We start from the raw sequence: 22835 nt of genomic DNA on the forward strand, positions 1-22835 counted from the left end.
GTAATATGTCAGCAATGACTGCTTATGGTGGGTATTACCCTGACATTAATAATTATATACGCTGTTAAATCTACTATTTTTATATCATACGGAGGATAAGATGAAGTCAGGTCTTGTTATGGAAGGCGGCGCTATGCGAGGTCTGTTTACCGCAGGCGTTACAGATGTACTAATGGAAAACGGAATTACTTTTGACGGCGCTGTGGGAGTCTCTGCAGGTGCATGCTTCGGATGCAACTATAAGTCCCATCAGCCAAGAAGAGCAATAAGATACAACACAAGGTTCTGCAATGACAAGAGGTATTGCAGTGTTCATTCCCTTATCACTACAGGTGATATGTTCGGAGCTGAATTCTGCTATCACACCATTCCCAATGAGCTGGACCTGTTCGACCACGAGACATTCAAAAACGAGCCTATGGAGTTCTTTGTAGTTGCAACGGATATCGAAAAAGGCCATGCGGTATATCACCGCTGCCGCAGTTCCGAGGACAGCGAGCTTGAATGGATAAGAGCGTCCGCTTCTATGCCCCTTGCAGCACGTATCGTTGAAGCGGAGGGCAGAAAGCTTCTGGACGGCGGTATCACCGACTCTATACCACTTCGCTTCATGGAGAAAACTGGCTATGACAGGAATGTTGTAATACTGACTCAGCCGAGAAACTACACTAAAAAGCCGAGCAAGAGCCTTGCACTTATCAAAGCTGCATACAGAAAATATCCCGAACTCGTCAGGGCATATGCCGAGCGTCCTAAGATGTACAACGACCAGCTGAAGTACGTCCGCAGGTCGGAAAGCGACGGAAGAGCACTGGTGATCGCACCTGCTGAAAAGCTTCCTGTGGGACATATCGAGCATGATCCCGAAGTTCTTCTGGAGGTCTATCGCCTCGGACGTAAAGCAGCAAATGAAAAACTGGAAGAGGTGTTCGCGTTCCTCGGACAGGAAGAGACAGTGAACTGAGGAGCAGTTCAGAAAAGAGGATGAAAATGATAATAGATATTTCTCAGGAGGTATTCTCCTGTAACGTGTTTGAGGGTGATCCATTGCCTGTACGCAGACAGGTCAGAAAAATGGACGAGGGCGAGCTGTATAACCTTACTGAGCTGTCAATGTGTGCTCATAACGGAACTCATACAGATGCGCCTTACCACTTTATAAACGACGGTAAAACGATAGATCAGGTGTCACTTGATCACTTCATAGGCGATTGCTATGTAGCCCGCCACGAGGGTGACGTAAGTGCAGAGGATGCTGAAACCATAATGAAAAAAGCTGAGGCGGCAGGCGCTTCCAAGCGTATACTCATAGCAGGAAAAGCCGTAGTTACTGCGGAAGCTGCAAGAGTGTTCGCAGCTCACGGGATACTGCTCATCGGCAACGAGAGCCAGACTGTAGGTCCTGAAAATGCACCTATGGAAGTACACCTTATCCTTCTCGGTGCGGAAGTGGTGCTTCTTGAAGGCATAGTGCTCAAGGAAGTTGAAGAGGGAAAATACTTCCTCAGTGCCGCTCCGCTGAACCTCGGAGGAAGTGACGGTTCTCCGTGCAGGGCGGTACTTATTCGCTGAGCTTGACTTGATGTCAGCAAAGTGGTATAATATCATCGTAGAATCGAATATAACTGCCACCGGGCAGAGAAATGCAGAAGCATTCGTCCCACATCGTTAGGTCTTTGAAGATGTGAGGGCGGATGCTTTTTTTACGGAGGATAATATGAGAAAGATACGTGACTATTTTACAAGGGGAGAGCTTATGCTGTGGGGAGCGTCGGTATTGTTTATAACCGTATCCTTCCTGCTGTTCGACAGGAGCAATTATCTGACGTTTACCGCTTCGCTTATCGGAGCAACATCACTTATACTTAACGCCAAGGGAAATCCGCTGGGACAGCTTCTCATGGTGATATTCAGCATCCTTTACGGCATCATATCCTACTCATTCCGCTACTACGGAGAGATGATAACCTACCTCGGGATGACTGCGCCAATGGCTGTATTTGCGCTTATATCATGGCTTCGTCACCCTTATAAGGGGAATCGTTCGGAGGTCGCAGTGAATGAGATATCCTCTGCTGAAACTGTGTTCATGCTGATACTTACGGCGGCGGTCACTGTGGCTTTTCGTTATATACTCGGTTATTTCGGAACGGCAAATCTCATTCCGAGTACACTTTCGGTAACAACGAGCTTTATGGCGGTTTACCTTACATTCCGCAGAAGTCAGTACTATGCGGTTGCTTATGCCGCAAACGATGTGATACTCATAATCCTGTGGGTACTTGCTTCTGCCGCTGACAAAAAATACGTATCTGTAGCTGTATGCTTCGCGATGTTTCTTGTCAACGACATTTACGGTTTTATAAGCTGGAGATGGATGCACAGGCGTCAGCTTGACAACTATTCGGCGATGTGATAATATAGTGTTATACTACTATTCAAGGAGCGTGAGTTTTATGAAGCTTGCAGAAGCTTTACAGGAAAGAGCGGACCTTGCAAGACAGATAGACCGTCTCGCAGGAAGACTCAATCTGAACGTTATCTATCAGGAGGGCGAGAAGCCTGCCGAGGATCCGAAGGAACTGTTCAAGGAGCTCGATGCGGCTTCGGACAGACTACGTGAACTTATCGGACGCATCAACTCTACCAACTGTCAGACCGTATGCGACGGAAAAACTCTTACACAGATGATAGCTGACAAGGATGTGCTGGTGAAGAAACTTGCATGTTATAAGAACGTGGCAATGTCAGCAAGTCAGACAGCCGCAAGGGCAAGAGGTACAGAGATAAAGATGCTCAGTGCCGTAGATGTGAAGAAGCTTCAGAAGCAGATAGACGATATGTCAAAGGAGCTTCGTCAGCTGGATAATAAGATACAGTCACTTAACTGGACTACCGAGCTTATCTGACTATTTAAGGTGTAGCCTGCAAGCAGGGCGAACGTGCTTTTGCCTGTTTCAAGTAAAACATGCAGCTTCAGAACGTTAAGGGCGGCGTATTATTTTATCGTTAGTGCCCCGATAGCTAACAAATGTATCGTTATAGCTTATCTTATGTTTATTACCATACGTTGACTGCTGCGGCGAGGGTGGGCCGTGGGATATTTATACAAAAAAGTTTATATGTTTTATCGGGGGAAAACCTTTCTGAGGAAAGGTTCTTCCCCCGAACCCCTTTTCCAAAGACTTTTTGCCCCAAATTTTCAGCCTTACAGGGTACCCACTCAAAGTATTACTAAACTGACAGTTTTACATGAGAACCCTGTAAGGCTGAAAATTTAAAGTAAAGGCTTTGCAAAAAAATTGAGGAAAGTCCTTCTCAAAAGGGCTTCCCTCAATAACACATATTAGCTCTCTTGTATAAGTATCACTGTTCCAGAAGGACGGCATCGGTGAGCTGGCAATAGGTATTTACGCCTTCCTTATAGTAATTGAACTTGCCCGAAACAGTTATCTCGGTATTAAGCGCAGGGTAGTCATCGGGGTACTTGTATTCGTCACCAAGTACGAACTCTATTCCCTGACTGCAGCAGGCAGTCGCATCTGATATGAGAACTGCGAAGTACTCCTGCTGAGTCTGAGGATCCTGATAGTAGCTGAATGGACCGCGTACCTTTACGCTCTTTCCTACATAATCCTCGGAGCTGTAGACCATATCGTATACCTGAGAATATATCATCGTTGAACTGAGTTTTGTAAGATCAACATCGTATTCTTCCTCGAAGTAGTTCGATGTATCGAAGTCTGAAGCGGCATTGCTCTTGCTGCTTGCTTCGGAAGAGCTGCTTCCGTTCATCTGCGACTCTATGACTCCCGAGACATTTGCGCTTCCGCAGGCTGACAGCAGCATAGCGGCACATAATACGGCAGTTGTTTTAATTAGTCTGTGTTTCATTTGTGTTTCCTCCTGCGGGAACGACCGAAACGATCTCGGCGTCCAGAAGCTGGCAGTATATAGCGTGGTATTCGTCGTATGCATTGAATGTTCCTGTAACAGTTATCTCGTCGCCTATCTGCGGATAATCATCGGGGTAGGTGTGTTCGCCTTTCAGTACGAATTCTATTCCCTGATTGCAGCACTGTGCGGCATCGGGGATGAATACCGAGAAGTAGTCCTTGCCTGCGGGATCCTTATAATACTGGAAATTGCCCTTGACTCTCACGGAAAGTCCCATATACGGCTCGTAGTTATTGACCATATCGAAAATCTGACCGTACATCATATTGGAATTCAGCTGAGTAAGGTCGCAGTCGTAGCCGTCATTAGCGAGGGCGAGTATATAGTCGGGGAGTTGTGAGGAGCTTTCGCTTTCCTGAGAAGAGCTGCTGTTTCCGCAGCCTGTAAGCATAATGCAGGCAATACCTGCGGCGATGAGCCTTTTCATGCCTTTGCCCTCCCTGTAAACGCTGAGGTTATCCAGAAAATGAGGAATACCACTATATCTGCGGTAACTATTGTTGAACCTACGGGAGTGGAGAAGAGTATCGAAAGGAGTATTCCAACTGCGGCGCATATTACGGATATGACTGCCGAGCAGATGATAACGCCGCGGAAACTTTTGAAAAGACGCATTGCAGAGAGTGCAGGGAATATTATGAGCGCGGAGATAAGAAGCGAACCAACAAGGTTCATTGCAAGTACTATGATAAGTGCGGTGATAACTGCGATAAGAAGGTTGTAGGCATCGGACTTTATACCCGTAGCCTTTGAGAAATTCTCATCGAAGGTAACTGCAAAAATTTTGTTGTAGAAGATAATGAATACTGCGATGACTATGGCAGCCATAATAGTACAGAGCCATACATCGGCTTTTTTCAGGGTAAGTATCGATGTGGAGCCGAACAGAGTGCTGCAAACGTCCGCAGAGATGTTCGAGGACGAAGGGAAGAGGTTCATGAGCATATAGCCTATGGCAAGCGCACCAACGGATATCATGGCGACTGCCGCATCTCCCTTTATCTTGGTGTTCTGACCTGTTCTCAGCAGGAGTATCGCTGAGATAACAGTAACGGGGATAATGAGGTACATCTTGTTGGTGAGCCCTGTAACAGCGGCAACAGCCATTGCTCCGAAAGCGACATGTGAAAGACCGTCGCCGATGAACGAGAAGCGTTTTAGTACGAGAGTAACGCCGAGAAGGGACGAGCATAATGCAATGAGAAGTCCCACTATAAAAGCGTAGCGTACAAACGGATAGCTGAAATACAGCTGGAGCTTATCCATAATATCAGTCATTGTCCTTCACCTCCGCATCGATGAACGAGCGTCCTGTCTTGCTGTTCATGTATTCTTCTTTAGTACCGAAAAACAGCTGCTTCTTACCGATATGAAGTATATGGCTCGCATATTTGAGCGCAGCTGCAAGATCGTGGGATACCATTATTATAGTGATGCCTTCCTTGTTAAGTGAGGCGATAAGGTCATAGAGGTCTGTCTGAGCGCGGGGATCGAGTCCCGTAACAGGCTCATCAAGAAGGAGCATCTTCCTTGTGGCACAAAGCGCACGGGCAAGGAGTACCCTCTGCTGCTGACCGCCCGAAAGGTCACGGTAGCATCTGCCTGCAAGTTCGGTAATGCCGAGCTGTTTCATAGTACTTTCCGCAAGCTTTTTTTCCTCCTTGTTGTAGAAGGGACGGAAGCCTGTCTTTGAAAGACATCCCGACTGGACTATCTCCCTTACCGATGCAGGGAAGTCCCTCTGTACGGGAGTCTGCTGTGGAAGGTAGCCTATTTCTGTAGCCTTGAAGCCTTCGCACCATTCTATTTTTCCGCTGACCTGCGGTTTAAGTCCGAGAAGTGCCTTTATCAGCGTACTTTTTCCCGAACCGTTCTCGCCGAGTATGCAGAGATAATCACCGCTGCTCACGGTGAAGTTCAGTCCCTCGGTAACGATGCCGTCCTCATAGCCGAGAGCGGCGTTTTCGCAAATTATCTGTTTAGCCATTATTCAAGCGCCTCTTTCAGAACTTCGTAATTCTTTTCCATTATAGAAAGGTAAGTTGTGCCGCTGTTTATCTGGTCGGAAGTGACCGACTGTGCGGAATCGAGAACAGCAATCGCTGCATTTTTGTTTCTGGTGTTCTCAACTACCGAACGTGCGATCGAAGCATCCGAATTTTCTATGGTGAAAATGGTGTCGCATCCGAGCTCATCCATTTTCTGAGCGAGGAAAGCGATAGTCCCGAAGCTTGCCTCTGTTTCTGCGGAGCATCCCACAAATGCCGCATAGTAGTCAAGACCGTAGTCATCTGTCAGATAGCGGAAGGGGAATCTGTCTCCGAAGATGAGAGTGTCATTCTTTGCGGAGGATATCATATCTGCGTATCTGGTATCGAGAGCGCCGAGCTGTTCGGTGTATGATGCGAGATTTGCACGGTATTTGTCTGTATTCTGCGGATCTGCGCTGCAAAGGGTATCGGCTATTTCGGAGCAGAGCACCTGTGCATTTTTCAGCGAGAGCCATATATGCTCGTCGTACTCGGGACCTTCTTCCTCAGCTTCATCGTCCTCTTCCTCGGCTTCCATGCCTTCCTTGACTTCCTCTTCTTTAGCGCCGCTGCCGATAACGTCCATGAGTTCGATGACCTTCATATCCTTGTTTACGGCTTCTTTCAGGGCATCATCCACCCACTGGTCGGACTCTCCGCCCACATAGACGAAAACATCGCAGGTCGATATTTTTATCATATCGTCTGCGGTAGGCTGATAGTTATGAAGGTCTGAGCCGTTTTGCAGCAGATAGGTTATGCTGACATTTTCCGCATCGCCTGTGATATTGCGGATCCAGTCGTATTCGGGGAAGATAGTGCAGACTATATCGAGCTTTCCGTTATCGCCGCCTGTGGGAGCTGAGCAACCTGTAAATGAAGAGAGAGCAATGACAGCAGCTGCGGCTGCGGAAGCGAATTTCATATTCATATAATTTCTCCTGTAATAAAATTGATAATCATTTTCAATTTAATATTATATCACTTCGATTTCCCATTGTCAAGCGTTTTCACACAGCTTTTACATTACATTTTTTACCTACATAAATATGTATAAAATTGCAGACCTTTTCTCATAATTTTCATATAACTTTAAGATTCTTTTAAGCTTACAGCCGTATAATCATACACATAGAAAGCATGAAGGATCCATAAACATGCAGATTTAAGGAGTTTGATCTATATGAAAAAATTTGATAAGAAAAGAGTAGCAGCCGTACTCTCATCAGCTTTCATAGCTGCTTCGGCTGTGCCATTTACAGGTTTATCCACTGCTTCTGCTGCTGATACTGTAGTATACGGCGATGCAACTCTCGACGGCGACGTAAGTCTTGCCGATGCTCTGCTGATACTCCAGCACGTTGCCAATGCAAGCAAGTACCCTCTCAGTGAAAAGGCTGCGGACAATGCGGATGTTTACTCAAGAGGCGACGGTATCACCGCTATGGATGCACTTTCTATCCAGAAGTATGATGCAAAGGTCATAAAAGAGCTTCCCGAGTCGTGGAAGGACGGCGCTCCTTCAACAGATACTCCTGCGGCTGATGCGGTAAAGATACACCTTAAGGGCGATTCTATCACTGTAGAAGGCGATAACGCAACAGTGAACGGAAATGTAGTAACTATCAGTCACTCGGGCGAGTATTACATTGACGGTACTCTCAATGACGGACAGATCAACGTAAATATCCCCGATGAGGCAGCTGATCCTGAAACAGTCAAGATCTTCCTCAACGGAGTTAATATCACAGGCAAGAGCGCACCTGCTATCCTTGTTACAAATGCCGAGAATACATCTATAAATATAGTTGACGGCACAGAAAATACCATTACCGACGGCGATACTGCTTATGCAGGCGATTACCTTGACAGCGCAGTTATCGAAGCTAAGGACGATATCACTTTCAAGGGCGGAGAAAAGGGCGACGGAGTCCTCAATATCACCGCAAATACTCAGGACGCAGTATCCTGCAACAATGATATCAAGATAAACGGCGGCGTTATCAACGTAACAGCGCTCAATTCAACAGATAAGACAGCAGGTATCAAGGCAAAGAGCTCCATAACCGTCAAGGACGGCACACTCACAGTAGATGCTGAGGGTGACGGAATCAAGTCCAACAAGGATGCAGTTTCATTCTCGGGCGGTATGACATCTATCAAGGCAGGCAATGACGCTGTACAGGCTGAAACTACTATAGATATCAGCGGCGGTACTCTCATTGCAGGCGGCGACCGCGGACTTACAGCTGTAACAGGTATCAACATCACAGGCGGTATAGTATACGCAACAGCTACCGATAATCAGGTCGATGAAAAGCTCCTGACAGGTACTACACAGACTACAGTTCTCCTCAACTGCATCGACGATGCTGCAAACGAGAAGGACGGCACATGGAAGAAGGCTAACGCAATAAGCGGCGGAAGCAAGATAGAATTCACCAAGAAGTACAAGTATGTACTTATCAGCGGTGATACAGCTATAAACGGAATGCGTTCGGGCGTTCTTACAAACCTCTCTACAGGCAATCTTATCACTCACACTGATGGTAAGCAGACACTGTTCCAGCTCAATACAGGCGTCAATGTATTCAACAACGTTGATCCTTCAGGCGTAGCTGCAACGGGTACAGAGGATTCACCTGCTGTCAATACAGAGGGTACAAATATACTGCTCGGTTCAACTATGACGACCGATGCGGCAGCAGATGTTGCTTCAATAAGCAATAATATCTGCACTATAAAGGCACCCGGTGTTTTTACAGTAACCGGCGGGATGACCGGCGGACAGATCGTTGTTGATGTTGACAAGACTGTCTATCCCGACGGCGTCGTTGAGCTTGAGCTCAGCGGTATGAGCCTTACAAACACTACAGATTCTCCTATATACGTAGCATCGATCGGCGACGAGGTAATTATTACCGCTAAGAACGGCACAGATAATACTATCTCTGACGGTACGGACTACACCAATGCAGACGGCGATACGGGAGCTATCTACTCCAAGGACGATATAAAGTTCAAGGGCAAGGGTACTCTCACAGTAAACGGCAATGCAGGCGATGCTATCGTAGGCAAGGATGATATAAAGATCTACAACGGCACTCTTATCGTTAACGCCAAGGATGACGGTATCCGCGGCAAGGACAGTGTTACAATAGGAAACACTTCCTCGGACGGTACAGAGGTTGACTATTCAAACCTTTCCGTTAAGGTAAAGACCGAGAACGGTGACGGCATAAAAGCTACATCTACCGACGAGTCAACAACTGCAAAGCGTGTTGGTATCGTTACTATCAACGGCGGAACTGTTAACATAGATTCCTATGCTGACGGTATACAGGCAGAGCAGTTCTTCGATATGACAGGCGGAGATGTTACCATAAAGACCTTTGAGGGTTCATCCTTCACAGGTAATGGAACTACAGGCAACACAGGAAATACAGGCGGCTGGGGCGGCGGCTTCGGCGGCATGGGCATGGACGGCAATTCCAACAAGACCGATATCTCCGCTAAGGGAATTAAGGCTGTAGGTATTTATGATGCGGCAGGAACTACATGGCAGAGCTATGGTGATATATTTATCAGCGGCGGTAATCTGACTATTGATTCTTCCGATGATGCTGTTCACTGCGGCGGCAGCATGAACCTCTACGGCGGTACATACACCATTGCAAGCGCTGACGACGGCTTCCACTCTGACCACGAACTGAATATCGGCAAGACAGCTGCAAATACATTCGATGATGTACAGATCTACATTTCCAAGTGCTACGAAGGTGTTGAGGGTGTGACCATCAACCAGAACAGCGGTACAGTTTACATCATCTCAAGCGATGACGGCTACAACGCAGCAGGCGGTGCTGACGGTTCAGGCTTCGGAAATACAGGATTTGGCTTTGGTCCCGGAGGTATGAGTTCATCCACAGGTACACTTAATATCAACGGCGGTCTCATAGTAGCCAACTCTTCCAACGGCGACCATGACTCTATCGACTCAAACGGCGATATCAACCTTAACGGCGGATATGTCTGCGCAAACGGTCAGGAACCTCTTGACTGCGGCGACAACGGTAACACCATCAACTACAAGGGCGGAAGCGTTATCACCATGACAGCAGGCAATACAAATCTGTCACAGAGATACAGCTTCGTTGACAACTCAGGAAACGTTATCGTATCCTTTATCGCAGCAAGCGGCAATCCCGGTCAGAACTGTACAAACTGCACAGCACAGTCAGGCGGTACAGTATCAGGCGGTAAGACAGTTAATGCACAGTCGGATAAGTATGCCGTAACAGTAGGCGGTACTATTTCGGGCGCTACCCAGATAACAGCAGCTGCATCATCAGGCGGCATGGGAGGCTTCCAGCCAGGTGGCCCCGGAAGAAACAGATAAGCTAACCACCAATAATACGTTGGTTCAATTCTCTCTTGAGGAAGGCGATCCGGACAGGACCGCCTTTTTCTCTGTCTTGACTTTTATTTCAGAACATTTTATAATAAAGGAGTAATTACGGAACGCCGAGAGCGGCGTTCCCTACAATTGTGCTGGGTAAAATAGATGAATTGTAGGGGGTGTCCCCGACATCTTTTGTTTTGCAATAAAAGCGACTTTTTTGAACGGACTGAAAACAGTTTAAAGGCGGTTATTGTTCCGAACTGTGTTCGGGGAGCGCAAATTCGCTGTATAAAGGAGTTTTTTCATGGAGCGTATCAGACGTATCGTATCTGCCGACAAATCAGCCTATGGTGCGGCTAAGAGAAAATGGGATTCAATTGCCAAGCCTCTCGGAAGCTTCGGAGTTCTTGAGGAACATATCTGCCGTATTGCTGCGGTACAGGGGACGGATTCGCCTGATATACCGAAGCGGTGTGCAGTGATAATGTGCGGAGATCACGGGGTATGCGAAGAGGGCGTTACGCAGTGCGGCATGGAGGTGACAGCAGAATGTGCTGCGGATATAGCCTGCGGACGTTCCAATGTAAATGCAGTTGCAAAGGCTTACGGTGCTGATGTTCTTGCCGTTGATGTGGGTATAGCTTCAGACGTTAAGTGCAGCAGACTCCTGCATCGCAAAGTTTCATACGGTACAAGGAACATGACAAAGGGACCTGCCATGACTCGGGAAGAAGCGGAAAAGGCGATAACTGCGGGACTTGATATTGCAGGACAGCTTAAGTCCGAGGGAAACAGGCTGATAGTTGCAGGCGAAATGGGAATAGGAAATACTACGTCGGCAAGTGCGATAGCGTCGGTTCTTACGGGACTTCCTCCCGAAAAAGTCACAGGCAGGGGAGCAGGTCTTTCCACTGAGGGACTTATCCGCAAGAGGGAAGCGGTACGCCGTGCAATAGAGGTCAATTCACCCGATCCCTCAGATGGGTTTGACGTTCTCTGCAAGGTGGGAGGACTGGAGATAGCAGCTATGACCGGACTTTTTCTCGGCGGCGCATATTACAGAGTCATGACCGTTATCGACGGAGTGATATCATCAGCTGCAGCGGCTCTTGCAGTCCTTATCGAACCGAAGTGCCGTGAATACATGCTCGCATCACATTGTTCTGGGGAACCTGCAGGAAAGGGACTCCTTGACATTGTGAGACAGAGGGCAGTTATAGATGCAGGACTGCGGCTTGGTGAAGGTACAGGCGGACTTCTGCTGATACCCCTTCTGGACGGAGCGCTTTCACTTTACAACAATGCACGAAGATTCGATGATACAACGATAGAAAGGTATGTAGAGCTTAAATGACTACACTAATAACAGGCGGTTCAAAGTGCGGAAAATCACGCTTCGGAGAGAGAATACTCGACCTGTACAGCGGACAGAAGATATATATTGCGACCATGCAGCCATTCGGTGAGGAGGCTCACATGGCAATAGAACGTCACCGCAGGCAGCGTCAGGGCAGGGGATTCACCACAATGGAGGTTTATAGGGACCTCGTTTCTGCGGAGCTGCCCGATAATTGCGGAGTTCTTCTGGAGTGTCTCGGCAATCTTTGTGCCAACGAGATGTTCTCAACTGGAAAAATGTCGGGAGCTGCGGACAGGATAATGGACGGTATAAAGCATGTGGCTGAACATGCAGAGGAGCTTGTGATAATAACGAATCAGGTTAGCAGCGACGGTATTGACTACCCCGAGGGTACTGCGGAATATATAGCCGTTCTGTCGGAGATAAACCGCAGAATTGCCGTACTTGCGGACTGCGTTATCGAGTGCGTTTACGGCATACCTGTAATGATGAAGGGGGAGCTGCCGTGCTGAAGTCGTTGTTCTCTGCATTTCTTATGTATTCACGCATACCAATGCCCCATGTTGAATGGAAAGAGGAGAACCGCCGTTACGCTCTGGGATTTTTCCCTCTTGTAGGAGCAGTAACAGGTCTTATTCTCATACTATGGAGGATGATTTGCAGCGCTCTCGGATTGGGACAGCTTGTATTCGCAGTCGGAGCGGTGCTTGTCTCTATAGTGGTAACAGGAGGCATACATCTGGACGGATTCTGCGATGTTACGGATGCGCTGTCCTCCTACGGAGACAGGAAGAAGCGTCTCGAAATAATGTCCGATCCCCATATAGGCTCATTTGCAGTGATATACCTTGTGGGACTTCTTTTTGCTCAGACAGCGCTGTTTACGGAGATTAATACCATGTCGGCGGTCATAACTGCCGCTTCGTCCTATGTGTTTTCAAGGGGACTAAGTGCGCTTTCTGCACTGTATTTCCGCTCGGCAAAGAAAGAGGGGACACTTGCAAGCTTTGTGAGTCCCTCCCACAGAAATATATCGGCATTTCTTGCAGGACTGTTCCTGACCGCTGCGGCAGTCCTGATGCTGATTTTCGGAAAAACTGCGGGACTATCGGCGATTTCTGCGGCAGTTCTTGTATTTCTGTTCTACAGGTACACGGCGTACAAGCACTTTGGCGGAACTACGGGAGACCTTTGCGGCTGGTTCCTTCAGCTCTGTGAGGTCTGGATGCTTGCGGCCATAGTCATAACTTCACGTATTGCGGAGGTGCTAAGATGATACTTATAACAGGCGGCGCATATCAGGGCAAGAGAAAAGCTGCTGAGGATATTTTCGGTGAAGGTGTCTGGACGGACTGTTCTTCATGCGGATTCGATGAGGTATATAAGTGCGGAAGGATATACGGATATCATCGGCTGATAAAGCGCCTTATGGAAGCAGGGATATCTCCCGACGAGTTCACGGAAAGACTGTGCAGAGAGAACGGCGGTGCTATCGTAGTTATGGACGAGATAGGCTGCGGCATAGTTCCCATTGATAAGGAAGAACGGCGCTGGCGTGAAGCTGTGGGACGCTGCGGATGCATGATAGCTGACCACTCGGAACGTGTCATGCGTGTGGTATGCGGCATCTCCGCTGACATAAAATAACGATACTATTGGGAGGTCAACTATGGGAAAACTGCCTGCTGATAAATTTGATGTTGAAGCTGTTGAAAGACTTTCGGAGCTGTCTGATGACGAACTCCGTCCGCTTATACCCGAACTTCTCACATGGATTCAGGATATGAACTGGCCCGTTGCAGGACCTGCTGCGGAGCTGCTTTCCGAACGTAAGGAGCTTGTTGAGCCGTTTATACCGCCGCTTCTACGTGCGGAACAGAAGGACGAGTTATGGAAATACCAGATAATAAGTACGCTGGTGAAATCGTGGGGAAACAGTGCTTCCGACAGCATAAAGAATGAGGTGATGCGGATCGCCGCTTCGCCTACGGAAACCGAGAAAGCCGAAGAAGTGAACGAAGCGGCAGTACTTGCGGTTGATACATACACAAAATGAACGACAGGATGTGAAATGATGCAGAAAAAAACTACCTACCGTCAGGACGTTCTCAGCTATGTCAGGGAAAAATACGGCACAGCTCCCGATTATCCGTGGATGAGCACTCCCGATGCTGCTGTACTTCGCCATAAGGACAACAAGAAGTGGTACGGACTTATAATGAACATCCGCCGTGACAGACTCGGACTCGAGGGGACGGATACCGTAGATATCCTCAACGTTAAATGTGATCCGCTCATGACAGGTTCGCTTCTGATGATGCAGGGGATACTGCCTGCGTATCACATGAACAAAAAAAGCTGGATATCCGTGCTTCTGGACGGTACAGCAGATCACGAACAGATATATTCACTCATAGACATGAGCTTCACTATGACGGAGTGGAAAGCTTCGGGAAGAAAGGGGAAAACAGGAAAATGAAAAAGGCACTTGTAACAGGCGGTTCGGGCGGCATTGGTGAGGCTGTTTGCCGAAAGCTTGCCGAGGACGGCTATTTCGTTTATATAGCGTATTCGAGCTCGGAGGAAAAGGCACGGAAACTTGCGGCTGAGATAGGCGGTGAGGCTGTAGGCTTCGATGTTGTGGACTCGGCAGCAATAAAAAAAGCTGCTGCGGATATCGGAGCACTGGACCTTCTCGTGAACAACGCAGGGATCTCGGAGATAGACCTGTTTACATCCATATCCGAGGAAAAAAGCAGCCGTATAATGTCCGTGAATCTCATAGGAGCAATGAACTGCGCAAGGTGCGTTCTCCCCGATATGATACACAGAAAGTCGGGATGCATCATAAACATCTCCTCTATGTGGGGACAGTGCGGAGCTTCCTGCGAGGTGGACTACTCCGCATCAAAAGCAGGACTTATCGGCTTCACAAAGGCTCTTGCAAAGGAGACTGCACCATCGGGCATAAGAGTCAACTGTGTGTCTCCGGGATTCATAATGACAGAGATGAACAGCCGATTCTCGCAGGAGGATCTCGAACTCATCCTTGAGGACATCCCTCTCGGCATATTCGGCGAGCCCCGTCACGTTGCGGATGCTGTATCATTCCTTGCTTCGGACAGAGCGGAATATATCACAGGTCAGATACTTGCAGTAAACGGCGGAATGGTCATATAGGAGGTAAATATGGTAAGCGAAAGACTGAAAAAACAGCTTGATTTCATGCTTGAACTGGATAAGATGAAGAACCTTTATCGTCAGACTTACGTTCTCCACGAGGACAGAAAAGAAAACGATGCCGAACACAGCTGGCATCTTGCGATAATGACGATGCTCCTTTCGGAGTATTCTGCGGAACCTGTGGACGCTCTCCATGTAATGAAAATGGTGCTTATCCACGATGTTGTAGAGATAGATGCAGGGGACACCTACTGCTATGACGCTGAGGGGAACAAGTCCAAGGCTGAACGGGAGGAGAAAGCTGCACAGCGTATCTTCGGTATGCTGCCCGATGACCAGAAGAAGGAGTTCTATGAGCTGTGGAGGGAGTTTGAGGACTCTGAGACAGCTGATGCGAGATTTGCGGCTCTTATCGACCGTTTGCAGCCGCTTATGCTGAATTATACAAAGGGCGGCATATCGTGGAAGGAACACGACATAAAAATGGAACAGGTAATGGCTCGGAACAGTGAATATTTCAGTTCATCCGAGGCTCTTGCGGAGGTCATAACGGAACTGATAAACGATGCAGCAGAAAAGGGCTGGCTGAAAAAATAGTGAATCTGCGCTCCCCTAACAATGTTCAGTGCAATGACCGTCTAATGAGGGTTACAGCTTGTCAAAAAGCCTGAAATCATTAATTTGGGGATTCTAAAGGGATGCTATCCCTTTAGCGGATTCCAAAGGCAGAGCCCTGCAATACAAAGCGCTCAGCAAAGGGTGAATTTCAAAACAGTCCGGTGGACTGTTTTGAAAGAGGGAACGCCCTGCAAGAGAGGGCGTTCCCAGATGATTCAATACTTTTTTGACAGACCGTAACCGCCTAATGGCAGTTGTTGAGCTGCATTCGTTATAATAACCAAAACCATCCACGCATTTCAGTACACTATTACCAAAGCGACGAAAAAAGTGAAAGATTGGTGAATCTTCGTGTATACGCCTTGAAAGTTGATATTTCTTATGTTATAGTATAATTAGCGAAAAATAGATTATTAACGTACTGTTTTGATGTACTTTTTATGATAGAAGGATGGGTTAAATGAGTAACATAAATAATAAGACAACAAGTATGATATTTGAGCGCATACAAAAGCTCAATGATAAACGTGAAAAAAATTCGGAAAAATACAAGCTGCTGAACATATTCCTGCTTGTTGTATTTCCGCTGTTTATAAGCTGTATGGCAGAGATAAACCAGTTCAAGAAGGTCGGTTCATTTGCAGCCTTCTTTGCAGGTCATCCCTCCATAATGGTATTTGATTACATAGTTGCGGCGGTTGTATTCGCATTCCTGTTGGCATTGTTCAGAAAGGGCTGGATAGCTTCGGTGATACAGAGCTTCGTGTATATGGCTCTGAGCATTACGGAGCTTTTCAAATACGGCACCAACGGAAATCACCTGATACTTTCGGATATGAAGCTTTTCAGAAGCGTGAAGAGCCTTAAATCCTTTGCGTATATCAGGATAACACCGAGACTTATAATCTACTGCGCTATAGTAGTGATATTTGCGCTTATAATATTCTATCTTAATCCCAAGCTGCCGCGGCATATACCGATGAAGCGAACCATTGCCGCACTTATGTGCGTGGTAGTATCGGCAGGAATGATCATAATCCCCGGATTCTATGATCCTGTATACCGCTTTTTCAAGCTTGATACCACTGCGGCTACAAATGCTTTCATACTGAACGAGAAGTTCGATAAAAACAGCTTCCTTGCATTCATAGTCGAGACGGCTTCGGAAAGTTATGCGAACCGACTTGTTACTCCCGATAACTACAACGAGGAGTATGTGGAAGAGATTACAGATGTATCCGTTGATAAGAATGAGGACTTCAACGGCGGCGTGAAGCCAAATGTACTTGTGATAATGAGCGAGTCATACGCTGATTTCAGAGTTTTCGACCAGCTGAACATCGATCCTTCATACTATGCAGGCTTCGATAAGGCAAGGGAGGAAGGTTACGGCGGAACCGCGATCTCGCCTACATACGCAAGCTACACAGTACGTTCCGAGTTCGAGCTGCTTTTCGGACTTCCTGTAAAGGGACTTAATACACCTAATATGCCTCAGCGTGAGCTTGCAGACCGTGAACAGCCTGCAATGGCTCAGTACTACAAGTCATGGGGATACAGCACAGCTTATGTACATCCTTTCCGTCCGTCATTCTACAGCCGTGAGAGGATATATGATACATTCGGATTTGACAAGATGATATTCCATGATGACATCACAGGAGTAAGCGATTTCACAGTGCCTGTTGAGCATTACGGTACATATGTGGACGACAGCACCGTATACAATCAGCTTCTCAATCTCATCGAGACAACTGACGATCCGCTTTATGTACATACAACAACTATGCAGAATCATCAGCCTTACGATCAGGGACCTGATCCTACAGACGAGTTCGGCAACTATCTTGACTGGGTACGCCATACAAACGAGGGACTTACAAATTTCCTCGCCAAGCTGAAGACTCTTGATGAGCCTACACTGGTATTCTTCGTAGGCGACCACTTCCCGTCCCTCAGAGGAGAGACAAGTGTATATAACCAGCTTGATCTCAACGGCGATAACTGCGGAGTTCTTTACGAGCAGAAGTATTTCTTCTGGAGCAACTACGATGCAGATTATGCCCGCGTTCCGAAGAATAAAATATCGTTCTTCTATATGCCTTATGTGATAATAAATATCATTGATGCACCTCATGATGCATTTATCGAGAAAATGCTCGGATTCATGAAGACTCTGCCGATCTACTCTACGGACTATGATAATACCATACCCGAAAATGAGGAACTTAACGTACTTACCTATGACAGAGTTATCGGTGATGTAATGTCACCATGTCCGATACCTGAAGAGGTACTTGTAACAAGCAAACAGGTCAAGGAGAAATAATATGAAGGAAATCAATACAGGCATAACAGGAAAAGCTGAAACTATTGCGACCGATGAGCGCCTTGCATCAAGTGTCGGAAGCGGAAACCTGAGAGTCTTTGCAACTCCCGAAATGATCGCACTTATGGAAAAGTCAGCATGCAATGCGGTTGCGGACTACCTTGAAGGCGACGAAACTACAGTGGGTACAGAGCTCAATGTTAAGCATGTATCTGCAACTCCCGAGGGTATGAAGGTATGGGCAGAGGCTGAGCTTACCGCAGTAAACGGACGTGAATTCACATTCGCTGTAAAGGCATATGACGAATCGGGACTTATCGGCGAAGGCGAACATAAGCGCTTTCTCGTATACGGTGAAAGATTCACAGCAAAGGCCGAGTCCAAAAAAGCGTAATTACAATACGTTTATAGAAGATTTATATTGCATTATCGGGGGGATCTTTCTGATGAGAGATTTCCCCTGATTCTTTCCGGAGCTTTAATATGTCAAGGAATCAATTTTATCTATCTGTTGGGAACGGCGTTCCTTACACTACTTTCTGCTGATTACTAAAAAGGGCGCACAGTGTGCGCCCCTACACTTAGTTCTGAACTCTTATAACTGCTTTCTGCTTTCTGATTACTGATTCCAGATTTAATATGATTTTTACTGGACTTTTTTTCGTCACCGTGTTATAATATCAGTTGTGACTATTTAATTAAGGAGAATAATATGCATTATCTTGTTGCTGCAGCAGTACTTCCTGCTCTGATACTATTGTTTTACATAAGAAAACAGGACAAAATAGAGGCTGAACCTCCGGGACTTATCCTTAAGCTGTTCCTGTTAGGCGCTCTCACCGTTATCCCCGCAGGCATTATCGAAGCGATACTTACAACGATATTCGGATATGTGCTGAATGAATCGAGTATAGCATACAAGTTCATAGAGAACTTCCTTTTTGTTGCCCTGACAGAGGAATGGTTCAAGCGACTCGTTACCAAAAAGGTAACATGGAAGTCTCCCGAATTCAACTATACCTACGATGGTGTGGTCTATGCAGTTGCTGTTTCACTGGGTTTTGCTGCGGCAGAGAATCTTTTATACGTATCTGAAGGCGGTTTGAAAGTTGCTATTCTTCGTGCTCTTACTGCTATCCCGGGACACACTATGTTTGCTGTATTTATGGGACTGCAATACGCACTTGCCAAAAAAGCACACTCAGCCGCCGACGGTCCGCTCATGAGGAGACATCTGCGCCGTTCTCTTTTCTTTCCGGTGCTTATACACGGATTCTATGATTTCTGTATTTCTGTGGGCAATGTTTTTTCGATCCTCCTCTTCTATGCATTCTTCATTATGATGCTTATATTTGCGATTTTAACTGTCAGGAGGCTGTCGCGTGAGGACGCACCCGTTTCAAATGAAGATATTTTTGTCTGAAACAGCTGTTGCTACGCCGATCAGACTTTGCTAAAAAAGCTAAGAAAAGGAAGATTAAATTGAGATCAGATTTCACAAAAGGCATTTCACACGGCATACCAATAGCACTCGGCTATCTTTCGGTATCATTCGGTTTCGGAATAGCAGCTGTACGCTCGGGGATATCACCTCTTGCTGCGTCAGTCATTTCCCTTACTAACCTTACCTCGGCAGGTCAGGCGGCAGGTATCGACATAATTGCTGCATGCGGTACCCTGCTGGAGATGATACTCGTACAGCTGACCATTAACATCCGCTATTCACTTATGGCACTGTCACTTTCGCAGAATTTGTCGCCTAAGTTCACAACGGGACACAGACTTCTCGCTTCATATGGTATAACCGACGAGATATTCGCAGTTTGTTCCGCACAGAAAGAGCCGCTTACTCCGCTTTATATGTACGGTATGATATTCATTGCTGCTCTCGGCTGGGTAACAGGTACCGCACTCGGAGCAAAAATGGGACAGATACTTCCGCAGAACATATCGGATGCAATGGGAATAGTTCTCTACGGCATGTTCATAGCAATAATAATCCCTCCGTCACGAAAGGAAAAGAGCGTACTCTGTGTAGTTGCGGCAGCTGCTGCAATGAGCGTGGTGTTCAAGTACCTTTTAACGCAGGTATCAGGCGGATTTGCTATCATAATATGTGCTATAGCCGCTGCTGCTCTCGGAGCTGTATTTTTCCCCGTAAAGGAGGATGAAGCAGAGTGAGTATCGCTGTATATATCGCAGTTATGGCAGGAGTAACATACATAATACGTATGCTTCCGTTCACATTTTTCCGCAAGAAGATAAAGTCGAGATTCATAAGGAGTTTCCTGCATTACATTCCCTATGCTGTACTGAGCGCAATGACTATACCAGCAATATTCTACAGCACAAACAGCGTGATAACGGCTGTTGCAGGTACTGTTACAGCATTGGTTCTTGCATATTTCGACCTGCCTCTTATAGTCGTGGCACTTTCTGCTTCGGCAGCAGCCTTTATTACAGGCCTTATAGAACGAAGCTTATAGGATGCACTTTACTTGATATGCATATACATAGACTTTTACGTACATTTATTCGGGGGAACCCTTTTGAATAAGGATTTCCCTCAATTTCTTTGTAAAGGCATTACGTTATAATTTCAGCCTTACATGGCACTCACGAAAAATTACGGTTTCAGATAACTGTAATGGAGTGACATGTAAGGCTGAAAATTTGGGTAAAAAGTCTTTGGAAAGGGTTCCCCCGATAAATACACATAAAACTTTTGTGTGAGTATTAATCTTACGGTTATTCCTTTTTATAAGTAAATGCAAAACATCTCAGAACTGCACGTATTTCAGGTAATCCGCCATCATCATAGAGCTTTCTGCAATAGGATAGTTGTATACATTAGGCAGCTTATGGTCGGAGTCCATTTTGTTGGTATATGTTCTGCTCTTGTTGAAATAAGTCCATTCATCTGGTTTAGAAGCATTGTCATCGTATGTGCAGTCAAACTCGTACCACTTGTCATCCAGTTTTATTGCGTTCCAGCTGTGAATGTTCGGATTGACGAAAGTGCGGACTTCAAGGCCTGCAAGAGTCATCAAAAGGCTTGCTGCATCGGCATAATGACGGCAAATAGCCTTGTTCTCAATAAGAGCCATATAAGTCGGGTGGTCTGAGTCGTCTGTATCGACGATATCGTTCTCATAATCGATATTATCCATAACCCACTGGCTGAGCCGAACCTCTTTTTCAAGGTCGGACATACTGTCATCCACAGTCTCGCTGACTACTTTCTTAGCCTTTTCCAGTGCCTCACAGTAGTGGGAGTATTCGTATGAAAGCGAGTCGCACAGAGCCTTGTTGTCCTTAATGACCTCCCAGTCGGTGACGGGGTTATAGCCGAGATTCAGGGACCTCAGGTTTTTCATGTCCTTGATCGGAGCAACGCTTGTGATATGATTTCCGATAAGTCCGAGATACTTAAGCGAGCTTATGTTTGTTACAGGTGAGATATCGCTTATATTGCCGTAGCCTAACCATAGGTCGGTGAGCTGTGTAAGAGCGCTCAGATCAGGTATCTCCTCTATCATGCAGAATGAAAGATCGATGGATTTTAGCTTTGTCAGACCTGCAATGGGCGTTATATCGGTAATATCGCTGATAGCAATGGATAAATACTCAAGGTTCGGGAAGTACTCTATACCGTCCAGTGAACCGATACCCGTCATCCATAAACCTGTTACCTGCCTGCACTCTTCCTCGGTAAGAACGTGGTCGATCGGGAAACCAAGCTGTTTTTTTGCGAAATATGAGATGTTTTTTTCAATTTCTCCGTTAGGCGAATTAGGATCGTGTTCATTTGGGATGCTGTTTACTGTTGATACTGCTTCATCCTTGCGGATATATTTTTCGGTGAAGGTCTGGTTGTCCCGTCCTTTGTGGACGATTTTGAGCGTATCGCCGTCGCCTGATATTTCGAGCTGTTCGTCATACAAGTCCTCATAGGCGCTGAAGCGACCGTATTCAATATTGAAGTTGGTAATGAAACTGTATTTTGTATAGCCGCCGTTTTCGTATCTGTCATTTGAAATGAAGAACAGCTGATCGTTTGCGGTCGAAAGTTCAGCGGTCACAACCGACATCATGGGAGAGGGGGTAGTAAAGCCGTTCAGATAGTAGGTTCCGTCAATGAGATCGTGTGAGTCACTGACATTTATAAGAAGCTTCTGCATAAGGCAGCGATCGAAGGTATTCAGCTTTCCGTCGGAATTGAGGTCAGCGTTCTCCCAGTCGGAGATATCTGCGGAAGCATCGCCCATAAGCCACTTTTCGAGCAGTGTCATGTCAGCAATGTCCATTTGTCCGTCGCTGTTGATATCGCCTTTAACGTTCTTGTCGGGACGCATTATATCTGCCTGTTTTTGCAGATAATCCATTGAAGCATAGCCCTTTTGTCCGTAGTAATCGAGGTATGCCCATTTGCCGTCAGAGGAAATGACCTCTATCCTCATATCGGGATAAAGTCTTCCGATTATCTCACTTGATGTATCAGGCGCTCTGCGGACGTTCAGCCAGTCCTTTACGCCCTTGGTAATGTAATAACCTGCGTAGTCAGAGGACATTTCCGCAGCGTATGAAGTGATACCTGATTCCGATGATACAGGCTGTGCGGCAGGAAATGCAAAAGCAGCTGCCGAAATTGCAGCAATTGAGAATGATAATAATTTCTTGATGATCATTTAGTACCTCCGATCTTAGCGAGAGTTGTCTTTGACTTATTTTAACATTTCCGAAATAATTTGTCAATAGAAAAACAAAAGTATATGTATTATAATCTTTTTTTTAGGCAAAGAAGATAATAGTGTACATTTCTTGAAAAGATTTGAGAGAAAAATGCAATAAAACGACACGATTGTTCATTGTTATTTTGATCTTGTTAATGTATAATGTAAACAGGGAAGATCAGTGGGATTTGTTCCCGCACGAATAAAATACAGAAGAATAAAA

At 46.4% G+C, this 22835-nt stretch carries 24 protein-coding genes; 18 read left to right on the forward strand and 6 right to left on the reverse strand.

Annotation, left to right across the window (positions count from 1 at the left end):
- Nucleotides 1-100: 100 nt before the first annotated feature.
- The 4 genes from BT127_RS09525 to BT127_RS09540 all read left to right on the forward strand — a co-directional run bounded on the left by BT127_RS09525 (nucleotide 101) and on the right by BT127_RS09540 (nucleotide 2909).
- Complete coding sequence (locus BT127_RS09525; protein WP_075424776.1) at nucleotides 101-964, forward strand: patatin-like phospholipase family protein; 864 nt, start codon at nucleotides 101-103, stop codon at nucleotides 962-964.
- 26 nt (nucleotides 965-990) lie between these two features.
- The gene (locus tag BT127_RS09530; RefSeq protein WP_318257216.1) at nucleotides 991-1572 is read left to right on the forward strand and encodes a cyclase family protein; all 582 of its coding nucleotides are present in this window, start codon (nucleotides 991-993) and stop codon (nucleotides 1570-1572) included.
- Nucleotides 1573-1717: 145 nt separating this feature from the next.
- Complete coding sequence (gene pnuC, locus BT127_RS09535) at nucleotides 1718-2416, forward strand: nicotinamide riboside transporter PnuC (RefSeq protein ID WP_075424778.1); 699 nt, start codon at nucleotides 1718-1720, stop codon at nucleotides 2414-2416.
- Nucleotides 2417-2456: 40 nt separating this feature from the next.
- Nucleotides 2457-2909, forward strand: coding sequence for a DIP1984 family protein (locus BT127_RS09540; RefSeq protein ID WP_075424779.1), 453 nt, complete (start codon nucleotides 2457-2459; stop codon nucleotides 2907-2909).
- Nucleotides 2910-3366: 457 nt separating this feature from the next.
- On the opposite strand, the gene BT127_RS09545 is transcribed toward BT127_RS09540, so the two are convergent.
- Genes BT127_RS09545 through BT127_RS09565 form a run of 5 tightly spaced genes read right to left on the reverse strand, consistent with a single transcriptional unit; the run spans nucleotide 3367 to nucleotide 6918 of the window.
- Nucleotides 3367-3894, reverse strand: a complete 528-nt coding sequence (locus BT127_RS09545) for a hypothetical protein (protein WP_075424780.1) — start codon at nucleotides 3892-3894, stop codon at nucleotides 3367-3369.
- A complete protein-coding gene (locus tag BT127_RS09550) occupies nucleotides 3875-4384 on the reverse strand; it encodes a hypothetical protein (RefSeq protein WP_075424781.1) in 510 nt (169 codons plus the stop codon). The genes BT127_RS09545 and BT127_RS09550 overlap by 20 nt, the downstream gene beginning before the upstream one ends.
- Nucleotides 4381-5235: a metal ABC transporter permease gene (locus tag BT127_RS09555; protein ID WP_175541949.1), complete on the reverse strand. Its 855-nt coding sequence runs from the start codon at nucleotides 5233-5235 to the stop codon at nucleotides 4381-4383. Before BT127_RS09555 ends, BT127_RS09550 begins: the two co-directional genes overlap by 4 nt.
- Nucleotides 5228-5944 carry a metal ABC transporter ATP-binding protein gene (locus BT127_RS09560; protein WP_075424782.1) on the reverse strand — a complete coding sequence of 239 codons (717 nt, stop codon included), beginning with the start codon at nucleotides 5942-5944 and terminating at the stop codon, nucleotides 5228-5230. The genes BT127_RS09555 and BT127_RS09560 overlap by 8 nt, the downstream gene beginning before the upstream one ends.
- The gene (locus BT127_RS09565) at nucleotides 5944-6918 is read right to left on the reverse strand and encodes a metal ABC transporter substrate-binding protein (RefSeq protein WP_350339278.1); all 975 of its coding nucleotides are present in this window, start codon (nucleotides 6916-6918) and stop codon (nucleotides 5944-5946) included. The genes BT127_RS09560 and BT127_RS09565 overlap by 1 nt, the downstream gene beginning before the upstream one ends.
- Nucleotides 6919-7170: 252 nt before the next feature.
- On the opposite strand from BT127_RS09565, the gene BT127_RS09570 reads away from it, so the two are divergent.
- The 14 genes from BT127_RS09570 (at nucleotide 7171) to BT127_RS09635 (ending at nucleotide 20365) form a co-directional block, all read left to right on the forward strand.
- Nucleotides 7171-10386 carry a carbohydrate-binding domain-containing protein gene (locus tag BT127_RS09570; protein ID WP_075424783.1) on the forward strand — a complete coding sequence of 1072 codons (3216 nt, stop codon included), beginning with the start codon at nucleotides 7171-7173 and terminating at the stop codon, nucleotides 10384-10386.
- Nucleotides 10387-10693: 307 nt separating this feature from the next.
- Entirely contained in the window at nucleotides 10694-11743 is a 1050-nt protein-coding gene (cobT, locus tag BT127_RS09575; RefSeq protein ID WP_075424784.1) for a nicotinate-nucleotide--dimethylbenzimidazole phosphoribosyltransferase, read from the forward strand.
- On the forward strand, nucleotides 11740-12261 hold the full coding sequence (locus BT127_RS09580) for a bifunctional adenosylcobinamide kinase/adenosylcobinamide-phosphate guanylyltransferase (protein WP_075424785.1): 522 nt from the start codon (nucleotides 11740-11742) through the stop codon (nucleotides 12259-12261). Before cobT ends, BT127_RS09580 begins: the two co-directional genes overlap by 4 nt.
- Nucleotides 12255-13025, forward strand: coding sequence for an adenosylcobinamide-GDP ribazoletransferase (locus BT127_RS09585; protein WP_082334984.1), 771 nt, complete (start codon nucleotides 12255-12257; stop codon nucleotides 13023-13025). The genes BT127_RS09580 and BT127_RS09585 overlap by 7 nt, the downstream gene beginning before the upstream one ends.
- Nucleotides 13022-13396, forward strand: coding sequence for a bifunctional adenosylcobinamide kinase/adenosylcobinamide-phosphate guanylyltransferase (locus BT127_RS09590; protein ID WP_075424786.1), 375 nt, complete (start codon nucleotides 13022-13024; stop codon nucleotides 13394-13396). Before BT127_RS09585 ends, BT127_RS09590 begins: the two co-directional genes overlap by 4 nt.
- A 22-nt stretch (nucleotides 13397-13418) precedes the next feature.
- Complete coding sequence (locus BT127_RS09595) at nucleotides 13419-13805, forward strand: DUF5071 domain-containing protein (protein ID WP_075424787.1); 387 nt, start codon at nucleotides 13419-13421, stop codon at nucleotides 13803-13805.
- Between the two features lie 15 nt (nucleotides 13806-13820).
- Nucleotides 13821-14228, forward strand: a complete 408-nt coding sequence (locus BT127_RS09600) for an MmcQ/YjbR family DNA-binding protein (protein ID WP_318257217.1) — start codon at nucleotides 13821-13823, stop codon at nucleotides 14226-14228.
- Nucleotides 14225-14929, forward strand: coding sequence for an elongation factor P 5-aminopentanone reductase (ymfI, locus tag BT127_RS09605; RefSeq protein WP_075424789.1), 705 nt, complete (start codon nucleotides 14225-14227; stop codon nucleotides 14927-14929). The genes BT127_RS09600 and ymfI overlap by 4 nt, the downstream gene beginning before the upstream one ends.
- A gap of 9 nt (nucleotides 14930-14938) precedes the next feature.
- Entirely contained in the window at nucleotides 14939-15529 is a 591-nt protein-coding gene (locus tag BT127_RS09610) for an HD domain-containing protein (protein ID WP_075424790.1), read from the forward strand.
- Nucleotides 15530-16010: 481 nt separating this feature from the next.
- On the forward strand, nucleotides 16011-17879 hold the full coding sequence (locus BT127_RS09615) for an LTA synthase family protein (RefSeq protein ID WP_075424791.1): 1869 nt from the start codon (nucleotides 16011-16013) through the stop codon (nucleotides 17877-17879).
- Nucleotide 17880: 1 nt separating this feature from the next.
- On the forward strand, nucleotides 17881-18273 hold the full coding sequence (locus tag BT127_RS09620) for a thioesterase family protein (RefSeq protein WP_075424792.1): 393 nt from the start codon (nucleotides 17881-17883) through the stop codon (nucleotides 18271-18273).
- A 318-nt stretch (nucleotides 18274-18591) separates the two neighbouring features.
- On the forward strand, nucleotides 18592-19302 hold the full coding sequence (locus tag BT127_RS09625; protein WP_075424793.1) for a PrsW family intramembrane metalloprotease: 711 nt from the start codon (nucleotides 18592-18594) through the stop codon (nucleotides 19300-19302).
- Nucleotides 19303-19361: 59 nt separating this feature from the next.
- The gene (locus BT127_RS09630; protein ID WP_075424794.1) at nucleotides 19362-20060 is read left to right on the forward strand and encodes an AzlC family ABC transporter permease; all 699 of its coding nucleotides are present in this window, start codon (nucleotides 19362-19364) and stop codon (nucleotides 20058-20060) included.
- The gene (locus tag BT127_RS09635) at nucleotides 20057-20365 is read left to right on the forward strand and encodes an AzlD domain-containing protein (RefSeq protein ID WP_075424795.1); all 309 of its coding nucleotides are present in this window, start codon (nucleotides 20057-20059) and stop codon (nucleotides 20363-20365) included. Before BT127_RS09630 ends, BT127_RS09635 begins: the two co-directional genes overlap by 4 nt.
- Nucleotides 20366-20659: 294 nt before the next feature.
- Here the strand turns inward: BT127_RS09635 and BT127_RS09640 are convergent, their stop codons facing one another.
- Nucleotides 20660-22567: a leucine-rich repeat domain-containing protein gene (locus BT127_RS09640; RefSeq protein ID WP_075424796.1), complete on the reverse strand. Its 1908-nt coding sequence runs from the start codon at nucleotides 22565-22567 to the stop codon at nucleotides 20660-20662.
- Nucleotides 22568-22835 lie beyond the last annotated feature (268 nt).

The organism is Ruminococcus sp. XPD3002, assembly GCA_900119535.1.
GTDB classification, from domain to species: Bacteria; Bacillota; Clostridia; order Oscillospirales; family Ruminococcaceae; genus Ruminococcus; species Ruminococcus flavefaciens_H.

What these genes read in the sequence shown, in the direction of transcription:
- BT127_RS09590 (WP_075424786.1), top strand. Translation starts at nt 13,022, where the DNA reads ATGATACTTATAACAGGCGGCGCATATCAGGGCAAGAGAAAAGCTGCT.
- BT127_RS09525 (WP_075424776.1), top strand. Translation starts at nt 101, where the DNA reads ATGAAGTCAGGTCTTGTTATGGAAGGCGGCGCTATGCGAGGTCTGTTT.
- BT127_RS09625 (WP_075424793.1), top strand. Translation starts at nt 18,592, where the DNA reads ATGCATTATCTTGTTGCTGCAGCAGTACTTCCTGCTCTGATACTATTG.
- ymfI (WP_075424789.1), top strand. Translation starts at nt 14,225, where the DNA reads ATGAAAAAGGCACTTGTAACAGGCGGTTCGGGCGGCATTGGTGAGGCT.
- BT127_RS09555 (WP_175541949.1), bottom strand. Translation starts at nt 5,235, where the DNA reads ATGACTGATATTATGGATAAGCTCCAGCTGTATTTCAGCTATCCGTTT.
- pnuC (WP_075424778.1), top strand. Translation starts at nt 1,718, where the DNA reads ATGAGAAAGATACGTGACTATTTTACAAGGGGAGAGCTTATGCTGTGG.
- BT127_RS09530 (WP_318257216.1), top strand. Translation starts at nt 991, where the DNA reads ATGATAATAGATATTTCTCAGGAGGTATTCTCCTGTAACGTGTTTGAG.
- BT127_RS09640 (WP_075424796.1), bottom strand. Translation starts at nt 22,567, where the DNA reads ATGATCATCAAGAAATTATTATCATTCTCAATTGCTGCAATTTCGGCA.
- BT127_RS09595 (WP_075424787.1), top strand. Translation starts at nt 13,419, where the DNA reads ATGGGAAAACTGCCTGCTGATAAATTTGATGTTGAAGCTGTTGAAAGA.
- BT127_RS09560 (WP_075424782.1), bottom strand. Translation starts at nt 5,944, where the DNA reads ATGGCTAAACAGATAATTTGCGAAAACGCCGCTCTCGGCTATGAGGAC.
- BT127_RS09615 (WP_075424791.1), top strand. Translation starts at nt 16,011, where the DNA reads ATGAGTAACATAAATAATAAGACAACAAGTATGATATTTGAGCGCATA.
- BT127_RS09600 (WP_318257217.1), top strand. Translation starts at nt 13,821, where the DNA reads ATGATGCAGAAAAAAACTACCTACCGTCAGGACGTTCTCAGCTATGTC.
- BT127_RS09580 (WP_075424785.1), top strand. Translation starts at nt 11,740, where the DNA reads ATGACTACACTAATAACAGGCGGTTCAAAGTGCGGAAAATCACGCTTC.
- BT127_RS09570 (WP_075424783.1), top strand. Translation starts at nt 7,171, where the DNA reads ATGAAAAAATTTGATAAGAAAAGAGTAGCAGCCGTACTCTCATCAGCT.
- BT127_RS09620 (WP_075424792.1), top strand. Translation starts at nt 17,881, where the DNA reads ATGAAGGAAATCAATACAGGCATAACAGGAAAAGCTGAAACTATTGCG.
- cobT (WP_075424784.1), top strand. Translation starts at nt 10,694, where the DNA reads ATGGAGCGTATCAGACGTATCGTATCTGCCGACAAATCAGCCTATGGT.
- BT127_RS09540 (WP_075424779.1), top strand. Translation starts at nt 2,457, where the DNA reads ATGAAGCTTGCAGAAGCTTTACAGGAAAGAGCGGACCTTGCAAGACAG.
- BT127_RS09545 (WP_075424780.1), bottom strand. Translation starts at nt 3,894, where the DNA reads ATGAAACACAGACTAATTAAAACAACTGCCGTATTATGTGCCGCTATG.
- BT127_RS09565 (WP_350339278.1), bottom strand. Translation starts at nt 6,918, where the DNA reads ATGAATATGAAATTCGCTTCCGCAGCCGCAGCTGCTGTCATTGCTCTC.
- BT127_RS09550 (WP_075424781.1), bottom strand. Translation starts at nt 4,384, where the DNA reads ATGAAAAGGCTCATCGCCGCAGGTATTGCCTGCATTATGCTTACAGGC.
- BT127_RS09610 (WP_075424790.1), top strand. Translation starts at nt 14,939, where the DNA reads ATGGTAAGCGAAAGACTGAAAAAACAGCTTGATTTCATGCTTGAACTG.